Here is a 14,277-nt window from a genome sequence, read left to right on the forward strand (position 1 = left end):
GTGCTGGGCCTGTCCTACTTGAACTTCCTGCGCGAGTACGGCTTCGGCGGCATCCTGGCCGACGAGATGGGCCTGGGCAAGACCGTGCAGACCCTGTCCTTCGTGCTCTCGCTCATCGAACGCGGCGCCCACGGCCCCTGCCTTATCGTGGTGCCGACCAGCGTTCTGCCCAACTGGGAGCGCGAGGCCGCGAAATTCGTGCCCTCCGTGCGCCGCCTGACCATCTACGGGGCCAAGCGCGACGATCTTTTCGCGCGCATCAAGGACTCGGACATCATCATCACCACGTACGCGCTGCTCCGCCGCGACCTGGAGGAGCTGACCAAGTACAAGTACATGGTGGTGATTCTGGACGAGGCCCAGAACATCAAGAACCCCAACACAATCACGGCGCGCAGCGTGCGCCGGCTCGACGCGGACATGCGCCTGTGCCTTTCCGGCACGCCCATTGAAAACAATCTTTTCGAGCTGTGGAGCCTGTTCGAGTTCCTCATGCCCGGCTTCCTGGGCTCGCAGCACGCCTTCCAGCGCGGCATTGTGAAGCCCATCAAGGACGCCGACGAGGAGACCCTCAACTACCTGCGCTCCCGCGTGAAGCCCTTCATCCTGCGGCGCACCAAGAACGAGGTGGCCAAGGACCTGCCGCCCAAGATCGAGACCACGCATTACTGCGAACTGGCCGACGAGCAGCGCGACCTGTACGGCGCGCTGGCCGCCAAGCTGAAGGAGCAGGTGCTGCGCGACGTGGACGAGAAGGGCCTGGCCAAGAGCCAGATGTCCATCCTGGACGCGCTCCTCAAGCTGCGCCAGATCTGCTGCCACCCGCGCCTCTTGAAGCTCGACATCCCGGGCATCAACACCAACCTGCCCTCCGGCAAGTTCGACGCCTTCAAGGATCTGGTGACGGACATCGTGGACGGCGGGCACAAGGTGCTGGTGTTCTCGCAGTTCGTGCAAATGCTGCACATCATCCGCTCCTGGCTGCAGATCCGCGAAGTGCCCTTCGCCTACCTCGACGGCTCCAGCAAGGACCGCTTCGAGCAGGTGGACAAGTTCAACGACACCCCGGAGATCCCGATCTTCCTGATCTCGCTCAAGGCGGGCGGCACCGGCCTCAACTTGACGTCGGCCGACTATGTCATTCATTATGACCCCTGGTGGAACCCGGCCGTGGAGAATCAGGCCACGGACCGCACCCACCGCATCGGCCAGAAGCGTCAGGTGTTCGCCTACAAGATGATCTGCCAGAACACGGTTGAGGAGAAGATCCTGAAGTTGCAGGAAATGAAGAAGGATGTCGCCGAGGCCATCATCCCCGGCCAGTCCGCCTTCAAGTCCCTCACCCGGGATGATCTGGAGATGCTGTTTGAGGTCTAGCCCAGTCCAAGGGATCGGCCCGGCTGCATGAACAGGCTCTCGTACCCCCTCGTGCGGCTCTTTGACCGCGTGCAGGCCTTTGCCGAGGCCGAGGTCACGCGCAGGCGCGTGGGCAAAGGGCTCATCCTCTTTTTCCTGGCCTCGCTCACGCTCATCGAGCTGAACAGCCTGGGGCTTCTGCCCGATTTCCTGGCCTCGCACGTGTCCATGAACCGCTTCCACGCGGTGACGCAAACCTTCACCCTGGTGCTGGTGCTTGAGGTGGTGGAACTCGTGTTCTCCCTGCCCAAGTCCACCTCGCGCTCCGTGGGCAAACAGTTCGAGATCCTGGCGCTCATCCTTCTGCGCAACGCCTTCAAGGAACTCACCCACCTGCCCGTGCCCATCGAGGTCATCGGCCACACGGACGTGCTCATCCGCCTGGGTCTGAACGGAGCGGGAGCGCTGGCCGTGTTCGTGCTGCTGGGAGCCTATAAGTACGCCCAGCGTTGCGCGCCGCGCCACTGGGCCCCGGACATCCTGGCCAAGTTCATCACCGCCAAGAAGCTGGTGGCCCTGCTGGTTCTGGGCGCCTTCATCGGCATGGGCGCCTTTGACGCCTACCTGCTGCTGAGCGGGCAGCCGACCTTCGACATCTTCCACGACTTCTATACGCTGCTCATCTTCACGGACATCCTCATCGTGCTCATCGCCCAGCGCTACATGCCGGAATTCCACGCCATATTCCGCAACTCCGGCTTCGCGCTGTCCACGCTGTTCATCCGCATGGCCCTGACGGCCGACACCATCCTCTCGGTCATCATGGGCGTGGGCGCCATGGTCTTCGCCGTGGCCCTCACCTACGCCTCCAACCGCTTCTATGCGCTGACCACCCAACCCGCAGCAGGTGCGCCATGTCCCCTTCCGGCTTCTCGAAAGTAGGCGCAAGCCCCAAAAAACGCCTGTACGGCCCGCGCGCGGCCCTCGTGTGCGGGTACTCCTCGGCTGAGCAGGATACTCTGCTGGCCATGATGGAACGCTTCCGCCTGACGGACCTTGCGGCCATCTTCGCCACCGGAGCGGACATGGACAAGCCCGTGGGCGAACTGCTCGGCCTGCCCGCAGGACACGGCCGCGGTGAGGACAGCCCCCTGCCGCGCGCCATCGTGCTCTCCGGCGTAACCGAGAAGGAACTCTCCACCTTCATGGCCGCCTGGAAGCACCTTGGCCTGCCGCAGCAGAACTGGGCCACCCTCACGCCCACCTCCGAGCAATGGGAGCTTATGGACCTCTTGACTGAACTCGACCTGGAGCGCATCGCCCTGAGCAGCAAGAGCTGAGCCCCTCCCAGAATCATCGCCTTCCGTCTTCCACCTCGCCTCCTCAACCATGAACGAATGCTCCGCCCGGAGCAGTTTGAAGCACGTCTTCCAGAAATGGTATTGCTTCAACGTCACGCGCATGTTAAGTATTAATTCCCCCCAGTTTCGCTTGCCGCGCCATTCCCGGCGCATCGTGGCCAAGTATGGAATCTGCTTTTCCGGAGGCACCATGAAACTCGGGTTGCGTTCCAAGCTCCTCATCCCCACCATAAGCGCCGTTGTGCTCTGCATGGCCATGGCCAGCTACTTTTCCTCCAAGAAGGCGTCCGACGAGCTCTGGGCCGAGTTGATCAATTCCTCGCACATCCTCTCGAAAAACCTGGCCAGCGGCGCAGGCTCCTTCGCCGGTGACGTGCTCGGCGCGGTCGTGCTCGAGTCCAACCGCGACAAGATAAAGAAGGCCATCACCGACGGCTCGGCCGAAAGCATCAAGGGCGCACGCACTGCCCTGGCCGACCTGACCCACTTCGACCCGTCCCTTCAGGCCACCAACGTGCTGGACATCAAGGGCGAAACCGTCGTCAGCTCCGATCCCGCCGCCAAAGGCAACTTCGCGGACAGGCCCTACTTCCAGAAGGCCATCAAGGGCGAGCCCAATATCTCCGAGCCTTTTGTGAGCCGCGTCACTGGCAAGCCCGTGTTCATCGCCGCAGCCCCTCTCTCGCATGAGGGCAAGATCGTCGGCGTGCTGTACGCCCGCGTTGACCTCACCAGCTTCTCCGAAGACGTGGTGGACCCCGTGAAGGTTGGGCAAAGCGGCTATGCCTACATGGTCAGCAAGACGGGAGTGGTGTTCAGCCACCCGGACAAGAGCCAGCTGCTCAAGCTGAAGCTGAGCGAAAGCGACTGGGGCAAGAAGCTCATGGCCCAGGATGCTGGTTCCATCAACTACGTTGAGGGCGGCGTGGAGCGCACGGCTGTTTTCGCCCGCGACAAGACTACCGGTTGGACAGCCGTCATCACCGTCAGCAATCTCGACATCGCAAAGGCCTCCGGCAGCGTGCGAAACGCCAGCATGCTCTTCGGCGCCCTGGGCATCCTCCTGGTCAGCGCGGCCATCACCCTCATCCTGGGCAACATGCTCAAGGCCCTGGGGTACTGCGTGTCTTTTGCAGAGGACATCGCCAGGGGCAACATGGACAGCTGCATGGATGTGCGCCGCAGCGACGAACTGGGCCGCTTGGCTGATTCTCTGTGCAAGATGATCACCAGCCTGCGCGAAATGCTCGACACCGCCAAGCAGAAGACCGCTGAAGCCGAGCAGCAGACCGAACTGGCCCACAAGGCCACGGAGGAAGCCCAGCAGGCCAAGGCCGAGGCAGAACAGGCCAAGCGCGCGGGCATGCTGCACGCAGCCCAGCAACTGGAAAGCATCGTCGAGGTCGTCACCTCTGCCTCCTCTGAACTCTCTTCCCAGATTGAGGAATCAAGCCGCGGCGCGGAGACCCAGGCCGCCCGCGTGAGCGAGACCGCCACCGCCATGGAGGAGATGACCGCCACCGTCATTGAGGTGGCCAGAAACGCCGGGCAGGCTGCGGAAACCGCCGGTGACGCCCGCTCCAAGGCTCAGGACGGCGCGCAAATCGTCAGCAAGGTCGTGTCCAGCATGAGCGACGTACAGGTGCAGTCCAACCGGCTGAAAGACGACATGGCCAAGCTCGGCAAGCAGGCCGAGGACATCGGCCGCATTATGACCGTCATCACCGACATAGCCGACCAGACCAACCTGCTGGCGCTCAATGCCGCCATCGAGGCCGCACGCGCAGGCGATGCCGGGCGCGGCTTCGCCGTGGTGGCCGACGAAGTGCGCAAGCTGGCGGAAAAGACCATGGCCGCCACCAAGGAAGTGGGCGAGGCCATCGGCGTCATCCAGCAAAGCACACGCCTCAATGTGGACAACGTGGACCGCTCCGTGCGGCTCATCGAGACCGCCACCACCCTGGCCCAAGACTCCGGCAACGCCCTGGGCGAAATCGTCAACTTGGTCGACGCGGCCTCGGACCAGGTGCGGTCCATCGCCACCGCAAGCGAGCAGCAGTCCGCCGCCAGCGAGGAAATCAACCGCTCCATCGAGCAGGTGAACATCATCTCCGCCGAAACCTCCCAGGCCATGGGCGAGGCCTCCAAGGCCGTCAGCGATCTGGCCGAGCAGTCGCAGATGCTCAAGCGGCTCATTGAGAAGCTGGAGCAGGACGGACGGGGGTAGGGAGAAGAGAATATGCTCCGCAGGCCAGGGGGTATGCACCCCCTGGACCCGCAGGCCAGCGCTTGAGGCCCTAGGCCTCAAGCGCTGGAAGAGGTTGTGAGCGGCGAGCAGAAACGGCATGTCCCCCTGCCGCCACAGCATGAAGGCCCCTTCCGGCGGTTTCGCCGGAAGGGGCCTTCATGCCACGGGGAGTCCAGAGGGCGAATGCCCTTTGGCGGGGTTCCAGGGGCAGCGCCCCTGGTTCTCTCCCTAGAACGGAACGTCGTCCATGCCGCTGGCCTCGGACGGGAACGCCGGGCCGAGGTCTTCGTCGTCGTGGAACGGAGGCTTGCCGCCGCCCTGCTGGGGCTGCTGGCCGCGTCCGCCCTGCCCGCCCTGAGGAGCCATGCCGCCCTGGGGCCGCATGCCGCTGCTGCCAGCGCCCATGCCGCCGCCTTCGCCGCCCTGCCCGCGTCCGCCCAAGGACTGCACGCGGTTGGCCACAACCTCGGTGGAATAGCGGTCCTGTCCGTCCTTGTCCTGCCATTTGCGGGTCTGCAGGCGGCCTTCGATCATGACCAGCGCGCCCTTGGCCAGGTAGTTGCTGCAGAACTCGGCGTCTTTGCCCCAGGCCACCACGCTGTGCCATTCGGTGCGGTCGGTCCACTGGCCGGACTTGTCCTTGAAGCGTTCGCTGGTGGCCATGCGCAGGTTGGCCACGGGCTGTCCGGACTGGGTGTAGGAAATCTTCGGATCCTGGCCCAGATGGCCGACAAGTATGACTTTATTGAGGCTTCCAGCCATGATGGCGCTCCTTAAGGGGATTCGGCGTTCTGCGGTTGGTCTATAACACGAGGCGGCTAGTCCAGTCCAGGCACGCTTTTGAGCGCGCGCGCCTGCTGCTCGGCCTCGTCCAGGGCTTCTTCGATGGCATCGGTCTCGGTGTTGGCCTCGCGGGCCTTCCATTCGGCCAGGGCGGCGGTCAGGCGTTCGCGCGCATCGGCGGCGCGGCGCAGGGGCTCGGCCAAGAGCTTTCCGGCTGGTTCGGGCAGCACGCCCATGCCCAGCCGGTCCACCAGATTGTCTACCAGCTCCAGCACCCCGCGCTCCTGCTTCAAGAGCACCGGCGGGCTGAAGCCCAGCGCCACCAGGCGCGGCCAGCGCTTCTCCACCTCGGCCGGATCAAAGGTCCAGGCCGAGACGCGGATCTGCAGGGTGCGGCCCACGGCTAATCCTGCTCTTCCCACTCGCCCTGGACGCGGCTGACCACATCCTGGATGAGGGAAAGCTGGGATTCCTGGCACACGCCGATGAGCGGCTGGCCGCCGTCGACGTTGTCGCCCTGCTGAAAGTACACGGCGTAGATGATGCCTTCCGGCCCGGTGTAGGCCAGGGGCGTTTCGCGCTTCATGCGCGAGACGATGAACATTTCCATGCCGTCGCGGGGCTTCACGCTCTGCTCGCCGCCGGCCTTGATCTTGGCGTCGATCTCGGGAACGAAATAGTACTTGGCGCGTTCCGGGGCGCAAAACAGGTGCAGCGCCTTTTTCAGAATGCGGGCGATGACTTCTTCCTTAGACAGGAAGTGGCGGATGGTGAGCAGGCGCTCCCCGGCCTCCACGAACTTGCCTTCCAGATCCATGGCGATATCCGTCACCGCGCCCTTCTGCGTGGCGCAGATGGGTTTCTTGTTCTTCTCGCGGGTGAGGTTGGCCAGAAGCGTGCCCGGCTTCTCGTTCCATTTGCCCGTAGGGCCGAGAACGCGGTCGCCCGCCTTCAATCCAACGAACTGGACCACGCCGGTGTGCGGGGTGCGGACTTCGATCTCCTCGTAGGGGGAGGCCTTCAGTTCCTCAAGCATTTCCTTGACGTTCAGCAAAGTCGGTTCCTCATGCTCTTGTTTTTCAGCGGTAATAGAGGTTCCTGCCGCCCATGGTCAACAGGGCCTGGTGCAGGTTCTTCTTCAGGTCGCGCCGGTCCCAGATACCCTGAATATGCCCGCGCGACAAGGCCGAGAAGGCCCTGTGATATTTGGGGGGAACCTCCACGCCTGTGGTTTCCTTGATGACCCCCGGCCCGGCGAAGCCGATGTTCGAGGAGCGCACGGCGAACTGGTAGGGCGAACAGCCCAGGAAGCTGGCCACGGGCCCGGCGTAGGAATTGGTGTCGTAGAGCACCAGATACAGGCCGCCCGCGTCGATGTAGCGGCGCACGGCCATGGTCACGCGCGGCATCTGGATGACCCCGCAGGTGCCTTCCTGGATGCGGATGCCTGCAGTGCCGTGGGAGTACAAGATGAAGGGCATGCGCTTGATGCGCGCGCGCTCGGCCGCGCGGATGAGTTTCTCACCCTCCGCCGCGCCCACGGTGCCGCCCCGGAAAGGGCTGGCCAGCACGGCCACCACGGTGGCGATGCCTTCCAGCCGCGTCTCGAAGGTGATGCAGGAACTGCCGAGGCCCGTGGCGCGCTTGGCCTCGGCCAGCTTGAGGTCGAAGCCCTCGTACTCCAGCGGATTGGCGGCTTCCAGCGCCGCATTGAACTCATACGCCTGGGCGAAATTGAACACGTTGTACAGGTACCACTGGAATTCCATGGGAAAGTGGTGCCCGCAGTGGGAGCACACGCCCGCGAATTCATTGAAAAGATCCGGCGCCCAGAGGTCCTGGCAGCCGTGGCTTGCGGTGTTCGGGCAGGTAAGGGTGCGGTCCTCGCGGCTTTTGGGGCTCACGTAGACCCAGACGTCCTCGATGCGGCAGGCGCCCTCCTCCGGGCAGGACAAGGTGGTCAGGCGCTCAAGCGCCTCAGGCGGCACGCCGCCCCGGCCCGCGCCGGAGAACCGGGCGAAGGGCCCGCCCATGCCCTGGCCCAGGGCGCGCATCTCGGCCTCGATCTGCTCCAGCAGGCCGGAGAAGCGGCGCTTGTAACGCGCCAGAAAGTCGTGGGTCAGCAGGCTGTGCACGCTCCACAGGCCGCGCGCCAGGGCCGTGGTGAGGCGCACGCCCAGGCTGCGGTTGTCGCGGAAGGCCGTGCGGCTCATGGCCCGGAACTTGTCGTAGCGGCGCTGCACCAGAGCGTTGCGCGCGCTGGGCCGCAGCTGCCAGCGCACGAAGATGTCCTGGGGATCGGAACTGCGCTGCTGGCGGCGCATGGCCAAGGCGCGCAGGGGGCCGAGGCTTTGGGCCTGGTGCACCACCTCGTCCGTGGCGCGGATGACCTCGCGCCGGAGCTGGCGGAAGAAGTCGTAGTGTTCCGGCCGCGCGCCAAGGGCAGGCTCCTGGATGACGCGGTCGATGAAGCCAAGGCGCAGGTTGTCCTCGGCCGTAATTTTAAGGCGATCGGCGCAGCGCTCGATGAGCTCCGGCGTGGCCTTCTGCTTCAGGCCGCCCTCGATGGCCGCCGCGCCCTCGGGCGATATGACGGAATAGTAGCCGTGCGAGAGCATGAGCCGCTTGTCGGCCAGGGCGATGGCCTCGGCCCCGCCGCTGCCGCCCTCGGAGAACACGGCCACCACCGGCACCTTGAGCCCGGCCATGACGTAGAGATTCTTGGCGATCTGCTGGGCCGCACCGGGGTAGTCCTCCACCGGGTAGGCGCCGGGCGTGAACACATAGGTGTGAATGGGGATGTTCTCCACCTCGGCCACGCGCATGTAATACAACGCGTTGGCGTTGCCCCAGGGCTTGATGGACCCGCCGTTGCGGAACTCCTGGCCGTGGCCCTTTTCCTGGCCGATGACCATGACCGGCTGATGCACGGTCTTCTTGCCCATGCGCCGGGCGATGGTGGCCCGGGCGATGATGATGCCGGGGTCTATGCTCCACTCGTCCTGGCCGCCGATCTCCGTATAATTGTCGTAAACATTCTCCAGGATGTCCTTGAGGCTGATGCGCTGCGGATGCCGCACGATGCGCACGCGGTCCATGGGGCAGAGCTCGCTCTCGAGCTTGCCCTCAAGCAGCGAGAACAGCTCCTCCAGGCGCGAGACCTGGACCTGGAGCTCGCGCATGCCGTAGCCCGACGCATGAGCCAGAAATTCCTCCAGCCGATGCTTGAGCATGGCCACGGAGGCATTCTCGCGCGGGCCGAAGATGTCTCGGATGTAGGCCAGGCGTCCGGCCAGCTGCTGCGTGCGTTTATCGATGTCCACTCTGTGCGCCTTGGCCTAGAAGTGCAGGATGGTCTGGGTTCTGGCCAGCAAAAAGGCCAGGTTGGTGCGCAGGGGCGCTCCGGTGGTGTCCGTGCCGCCGAGCGATAGATTCTGCAGGAACGCCTCGCCGCGCTCGCGCGCCTGGGCCAAGTCCGCGCCCCAGACGATGGCCAGGGCCAGGTTGGGGTCGAAGTCCATGGGTATTTCGTAGGCCTCGCCCCCGGCGGCCGTTGGCACCTGGGTGTACACCGTGAGCCAAGGCTCCGGCTTCCAGGCGAAGCGCTCTATGCGGCCCAGGCAGGGGGTGAAGCGCTCGGCCGGGTCCTCGGCGATGATGCGGTATTCTATGCCCACGCCCTCAAAGCGCACGTCATCCTGAGTATAGCCCAGGGGCTCACCCAGGGCCAGGCGGATCTGCTCGGAGATGATGTCCACGCCGCGGTCCGTCTCCGGCCTGCCGCGCAAGCGGGAAATAACGCCGGAAACGCCGTTCTCCACCTGGATGCGCGTGTTGACTTCCATGAGGAAGGGGTCGCCCTTGGGCGTGACGATCCACTCCCAGGTGCCCACGTTGTCATAGCCCACGGCCTTGGACATGTTTACGGAATGGCTGGTGATGGCGCCCAGCACGCCGGCTGCGTCAAAGGCGTAGGAAAGGCTCGCGGGGTCGAAACCCGGCGCCACCTCGATGCGCTTCTGCCTGCCCAGGCTCTGCACCGAGCAGTTGCGCGTACCGAAATGCACGGCGTTTTTTCCGCCGCGCTCCGCCGCCACCTGCACTTCCAGGTGGTTGAAGTCGAAGATGCGCTGCTCGATGAGCACGCCCTCGTCGGAAAGATTTCTTTTGGCATAGTTGCGGATGCGCCGGTACACGGAGCGGAAGGTGTCCAGGTCGTAGACATCCTCAATGCCCATGCCGCCGCCACCCGCGCTGGCCTTCACCAGCACGCAGCCCTCGGTGATGCCCTGGTCGGCCTGGAAGGCGAAGATGGCCTCGGCCAGGTCCACGGCCTCCATCTCGTCGAAGATGGGGCGGTCCGACCCCGGAATGGTGGGCACGGAGAGGGAGCGCGCGATGCGCTTGGTGTTGATCTTGTCGCCCAGGTCGCGGATGACGCCCCAGGAAGGGCCGATGAAGATGAGCGGACGGTCGCGTTTCTCGGCCCTGCGGGCGAAACGGAAGTCCTCGGCGAAGAAGCCATAGCCGGGGTGCACGGCGGTGGCCCCACAGGCATCGGCCACGGCGAAGAGTTCATTCGCGTCCTGGTAGGAGCGGATGCGGCACAGGCTCTGCGAACCACCCAATTCCCGCGCCAGACGCACGTGCCCGGAGGCCGCATCGGCGGCGGTATGTACGCAGACAAAGTCATGCCCGAGGCCTGCGCAGGCCCGGATGATGCGCATGGCGATTTCGCCGCGGTTGGCGATGAGGATGCGGTGTGGCGCCACTGCTGCCTTTGATTATTCGGCTTCGCGCTTGGCTTTGCGCAGCTCGATAAGCCGTTTCTGGACCTCGAGCACCAGCTTGTCCAGCTTGATTTCCTGGCGGCGTTCCATGCTCTCGAAGTTGCAGCCGATGATGCCCTTGTCCAGCACGCGCATGACCTTGCCCTTCAAATCACCCAGAAAGAGCTTTTTGCCCAGCAGCAGATCGAAGGAAAAGACCATTCCGGAGCTGTAGTTGCGAGGATTATCGGTGAAGGCGAAGCCCGTGGCGCTGATGTCGCTCACCGGGAAGTCCTGGGGGCCGGCCTTGGTGATGATGCGCACGTCGAGCCCGGGCACGCGGGTGCGGTACGCCTGCCGCAGCTTGTCGTCGCCGTCCATCTTGATGTCAAAGTCCATGTTCGTCCTCGCACGCTTTCCGGTCGTGGCCGTTGCTCCAGCCTGAGAGTCAGTCTACTTGCCCGTGACGCGCTTTTCCAGCACAAACTCAACCCTGCGGTTCTGGGCGCGGTACTCTTCGGAGGTGTTGGGGAACAGCGGGTTCAAATCCGCCAGCCCCGTGGAGGTAAGACGCTTGGGTTCTATGCCCATGTCCATGAGCAGGCGCAGCACGTTCACCGCGCGCAGGGAGGAAACCTCCCAGTTGTCGCGGAAGCGCGAACCCGCCCCAGGCAGGTGGTCGTCGGTGTATCCCCGGATGTTGATGGTCTGGTCCGGGTGCTGGGTGAAAAAATCCTTCATGGCTTCTATGACCTCGCGCCCCTTGGCGGTGAGCGTCACCTCACCGGGGGCGAAAAGCACGTCGCCGGGGGCGCGGATAGTGATGATGCCGTCCTCGAAATTCGCGCCCACCAAGCCCTCCAGCCCCTTCTTGGTCTGCAGGTACTTCACATCGGAGAAGACCTTCTGCTGGGCGATCTGGATCTGCTTGTTCATCAGCACTTGGTCGAGGATGACGCCCGCTTCCTCGCGGCTGATGGTGCTGGTGGCAAGCTTGCTCTCCTTGCCGCCCAGGGCGGCGGTGACGGATTGCAGGGTCGACTGGATCTTGCTCGTGTCCGGCGTGCTCATGGCGAAGAGCATGATGAAAAAGACCAGCATGAGCATGGTCAAATCCGAGAAGGTCATCAACCATTCTACGGAATCGCCTTCTTCCTCTTCTTCCGGGCGTTCGTAGTCGTCGGCCATGGCCTATTTCCTTTCCCGCGGGGCCAGGAAGGACGAGAGCTTCTCGTACACCAGCATGGGGTTGTTGTTCTCCAGAATGGACTTCGCGCCCTCGAAAATGATCTCCAGGTGCAGTTCCTCCTGCAGGGTGCGGGCCTTCAATTTGGTGGCGATCGGCAGAAAGATGACCGTGGCGAGCACGGAGCCGTAGAAGGTGGTGATGATGGCCACGGCCATGGCCGGGCCGATGCTCTTGGGATCGTTCAGGTTGGCCAACATCTGCACCAGGCCGATGAGCGTTCCGATCATGCCGAAGGACGGAGCCAGGCTGCCCAGGCGCTTGAACACTTCCTCGCCCACCTTGTGTCGGCGCTTCATGGACGTGATCTCGATGGACAGGGTGCTGCGGATGAGGGAGGGATCGGCGTTATCGGCGATGAGCTGGCAGGCCTTTTTGAGCACCATGTTCTCGGTCTTCACGTGCTCCAGGGCGATCAGCCCCTCGCGGCGGCTGATCTCCGCGATTTTGACCATGATGTTGACCACCTCCCGCACCTGCACCTTGCGCGAGGCGAAGGCCTTGAAGCCCGCTCCCAAGGCCTGGCTGACCTCCTCGAACGGGAAGGCCACGAAGATGGTGCCGAAGGTTCCGCCAAAGACGATCATCACCGACGGAAGATCGACGAACAGGCTCATGTCGCCGCCCATGATGATGGCGGCCACCACCAGGGCTAGGCCGGAAATGAGTCCGAGCAGTGTTGCGAAATCCATATTGCGCGCCTACCCTGGCTTGTAATGTGCTGTCCCGTTGCGTTATGAGGCGGACAGATGCTCCACGAAAAAACAGGAACACACGTGAATCACCAAGAGACCGTCAGCCACGCTAACCGACTCATACGCGATAAACTGGGGGATATTCAAGCAGGAACCTTGGGTCTCGTGCTTGGTTCCGGACTTTCCGCCGTGGCCGGTGCCATGACCGGCACAGTGGACATCCCCTACACTGAAATCCCCGGCCTGCCGCAGTCCAGCGTGCCTGGCCACGGCGGCTACCTGCGCGCAGGCAAGCTTTCCGGCCGCCCGGCCCTGGCCCTGTGCGGACGCGTGCACCTGTACGAGGGCTTCAGCGCGGCCGAAACCTGCCTGCCGGTGCGGCTGCTCGGCTCCCTCGGCGTGAACATGATAGTGCTCACCAATGCCGCAGGAGCGCTGAATCCGCTCTTCGAGGCGGGCAGCCTCATGCTCATCACCGACCACATCAACATGACCGGCCAGAACCCGCTCACCGGCCCGAACATCGAGTCCTTCGGCCCGCGCTTCCCGGACATGGGCCGCGCCTGGTGCCCGGAACTGGTGGCCCTGGCCCGCCGCGAAGCCGCCCGCCTGGGGCTGCTCGTCGAACGCGGCGTGTACGTGCAGGTGCCCGGCCCCAGCCTGGAGACTCCCGCCGAGACAAGAGCTTATCGGCAGATGGGGGCCGACGCCATAGGGATGTCCACGGTCATGGAGGCCATTGCCGCGCGGCACATGGGCCTGCGCTTGCTTGGCATCAGCTGTTTGACGAACAAGAACTCGCCCGACTGCATGCAGGAGATCAGTCACGAGGCCGTGCTCGACATGGCCGCGCAGAGCTCAGATCAGATGACGCGGCTGCTGTGCGCCCTGGCCGCGCGGCCGGAACTGGACAGCGCGCCGGGCAGGGCGTAAAGTTTTGACGTCTTCCGTACGATACGCAATCAAGACCTGAAGCGCACGCAACAAATATAACCGCGCTTCGCAGCGAAAGCAGCCATGAACGCACGCCGCCACATAATCGCCCCCCTTGTGCTCCTGACCTTCCTGACCGGGGCGGCCGGGCTGCTTTCCGGCTGCGGCAGCTCGAGCACCTCGTACTATTCCACCCTCAAGCGCACCGCGGTTGACGCAAAGGACGACATCCTGGGCACGCGCCCCACCACGGGCGAGCTTTTCAAGGATGACAACACGCCCCTCACCGACATCAGTTACGATGCGGCCGACACCATGATGGGCATGTTCATGCCCGCCCTGAACAAGAATTCCCCCATCTACGTGGAGCCTTTCACCAACAGGGTGAACATGGGCGATCCCTCGCCCTTCGGCCCCCTCGTCTCGGAGCAGGTGGCCGCGCGTCTGGCCATGCGCAGCTTCAAGGTCACCCTGGGCCAGCCCAGGAAGGCCGCCCCCAAGCCAGCCCCCGAGCAGCCGGACAAGCCCGAAGGCCTCGCCCTTTCCGGCGCGGAAGCCAAGGCGGCCGACAAGCGCACCTGGGAAGCCCAGAATGAGGCCCGGCCCAGCCTGCTCTCCGGCACCTACCTCATCGCGGACAAGGTCATCTACGTCAGCGCGCGCATCGTGGCCTTGGACGACGGGCAGGTGCTGGCCGCCCACACCTGGACGGTGCCCGTGAACCGCAACACCCGCGCCATGCTGCCTCAGCTGAAGCAGAGCGGCGGCATGACCCCCAGCGTGCGCACCCAGCTGAACGGCAACGCGCACAAGATCGCCAATCCCAGCGGCCAGCCCCAGAACTACGTGGAACGCGACCTCGTCCGCTAACCGCGGCGCCCGGAAC

14 protein-coding genes are annotated in these 14,277 nt (G+C 64.2%); 6 read left to right on the top strand and 8 right to left on the bottom strand.

Going from position 1 to position 14,277, the window contains the following annotated elements; translation table 11 throughout:
• From VN419_RS07490 to VN419_RS07505, 4 genes are all read left to right on the top strand, one after another.
• A partial coding sequence (locus tag VN419_RS07490) for a DEAD/DEAH box helicase (protein ID WP_325646072.1) occupies window positions 1–1,377 on the top strand: 1,377 nt, incomplete at its 5' end.
• Between the two features lie 27 nt (window positions 1,378–1,404).
• Entirely contained in the window at window positions 1,405–2,298 is an 894-nt protein-coding gene (locus VN419_RS07495) for a hypothetical protein (RefSeq protein WP_325646074.1), read from the top strand.
• Window positions 2,271–2,696 carry a DUF3783 domain-containing protein gene (locus tag VN419_RS07500; RefSeq protein ID WP_325646076.1) on the top strand — a complete coding sequence of 142 codons (426 nt, stop codon included), beginning with the start codon at window positions 2,271–2,273 and terminating at the stop codon, window positions 2,694–2,696. The genes VN419_RS07495 and VN419_RS07500 overlap by 28 nt, the downstream gene beginning before the upstream one ends.
• Window positions 2,697–2,907: 211 nt before the next feature.
• Entirely contained in the window at window positions 2,908–4,944 is a 2,037-nt protein-coding gene (locus tag VN419_RS07505) for a methyl-accepting chemotaxis protein (RefSeq protein WP_325646078.1), read from the top strand.
• Window positions 4,945–5,193: 249 nt separating this feature from the next.
• On the opposite strand, the gene VN419_RS07510 is transcribed toward VN419_RS07505, so the two are convergent.
• From VN419_RS07510 to VN419_RS07545, 8 genes are read right to left on the bottom strand one after another with little or no spacing between them, the layout of a single operon-like run.
• Window positions 5,194–5,727, bottom strand: a complete 534-nt coding sequence (locus VN419_RS07510) for a single-stranded DNA-binding protein (RefSeq protein WP_325646080.1) — start codon at window positions 5,725–5,727, stop codon at window positions 5,194–5,196.
• A 56-nt stretch (window positions 5,728–5,783) separates the two neighbouring features.
• Entirely contained in the window at window positions 5,784–6,149 is a 366-nt protein-coding gene (locus tag VN419_RS07515; RefSeq protein WP_325646082.1) for a hypothetical protein, read from the bottom strand.
• A gap of 2 nt (window positions 6,150–6,151) precedes the next feature.
• Window positions 6,152–6,802 carry a biotin attachment protein gene (locus VN419_RS07520; RefSeq protein ID WP_325646084.1) on the bottom strand — a complete coding sequence of 217 codons (651 nt, stop codon included), beginning with the start codon at window positions 6,800–6,802 and terminating at the stop codon, window positions 6,152–6,154.
• Window positions 6,803–6,827: 25 nt separating this feature from the next.
• Window positions 6,828–9,071 carry an acetyl-CoA carboxylase carboxyl transferase subunit alpha/beta gene (locus VN419_RS07525; protein WP_325646086.1) on the bottom strand — a complete coding sequence of 748 codons (2,244 nt, stop codon included), beginning with the start codon at window positions 9,069–9,071 and terminating at the stop codon, window positions 6,828–6,830.
• A 15-nt stretch (window positions 9,072–9,086) separates the two neighbouring features.
• Window positions 9,087–10,520 carry a biotin carboxylase N-terminal domain-containing protein gene (locus VN419_RS07530; RefSeq protein ID WP_325646088.1) on the bottom strand — a complete coding sequence of 478 codons (1,434 nt, stop codon included), beginning with the start codon at window positions 10,518–10,520 and terminating at the stop codon, window positions 9,087–9,089.
• Between the two features lie 12 nt (window positions 10,521–10,532).
• Window positions 10,533–10,916: a PilZ domain-containing protein gene (locus VN419_RS07535; protein WP_325646090.1), complete on the bottom strand. Its 384-nt coding sequence runs from the start codon at window positions 10,914–10,916 to the stop codon at window positions 10,533–10,535.
• A gap of 54 nt (window positions 10,917–10,970) precedes the next feature.
• Window positions 10,971–11,705, bottom strand: coding sequence for a flagellar motor protein MotB (locus VN419_RS07540; RefSeq protein ID WP_325646092.1), 735 nt, complete (start codon window positions 11,703–11,705; stop codon window positions 10,971–10,973).
• A gap of 3 nt (window positions 11,706–11,708) precedes the next feature.
• Complete coding sequence (locus tag VN419_RS07545) at window positions 11,709–12,455, bottom strand: motility protein A (RefSeq protein ID WP_325646094.1); 747 nt, start codon at window positions 12,453–12,455, stop codon at window positions 11,709–11,711.
• Between the two features lie 84 nt (window positions 12,456–12,539).
• On the opposite strand from VN419_RS07545, the gene VN419_RS07550 reads away from it, so the two are divergent.
• Entirely contained in the window at window positions 12,540–13,391 is an 852-nt protein-coding gene (locus tag VN419_RS07550; protein ID WP_414652923.1) for a purine-nucleoside phosphorylase, read from the top strand.
• Window positions 13,392–13,475: 84 nt separating this feature from the next.
• Window positions 13,476–14,261 (top strand): FlgO family outer membrane protein, encoded by a 786-nt coding sequence (locus tag VN419_RS07555; RefSeq protein ID WP_325646098.1) that lies wholly within the window; start codon window positions 13,476–13,478, stop codon window positions 14,259–14,261.
• Window positions 14,262–14,277: the final 16 nt, after the last annotated feature.

The sequence above is a fragment of the Humidesulfovibrio sp. genome (assembly GCF_035560995.1).
Classification (GTDB): domain Bacteria; phylum Desulfobacterota; class Desulfovibrionia; order Desulfovibrionales; family Desulfovibrionaceae; genus Humidesulfovibrio.

Coding starts and splice junctions, on each gene's coding strand:
- VN419_RS07545 (WP_325646094.1), bottom strand. CDS start 12,455: ATGGATTTCGCAACACTGCTCGGACTCATTTCCGGCCTAGCCCTGGTG.
- VN419_RS07505 (WP_325646078.1), top strand. CDS start 2,908: ATGAAACTCGGGTTGCGTTCCAAGCTCCTCATCCCCACCATAAGCGCC.
- VN419_RS07535 (WP_325646090.1), bottom strand. CDS start 10,916: ATGGACTTTGACATCAAGATGGACGGCGACGACAAGCTGCGGCAGGCG.
- VN419_RS07500 (WP_325646076.1), top strand. CDS start 2,271: ATGTCCCCTTCCGGCTTCTCGAAAGTAGGCGCAAGCCCCAAAAAACGC.
- VN419_RS07555 (WP_325646098.1), top strand. CDS start 13,476: ATGAACGCACGCCGCCACATAATCGCCCCCCTTGTGCTCCTGACCTTC.
- VN419_RS07510 (WP_325646080.1), bottom strand. CDS start 5,727: ATGGCTGGAAGCCTCAATAAAGTCATACTTGTCGGCCATCTGGGCCAG.
- VN419_RS07540 (WP_325646092.1), bottom strand. CDS start 11,705: ATGGCCGACGACTACGAACGCCCGGAAGAAGAGGAAGAAGGCGATTCC.
- VN419_RS07495 (WP_325646074.1), top strand. CDS start 1,405: ATGAACAGGCTCTCGTACCCCCTCGTGCGGCTCTTTGACCGCGTGCAG.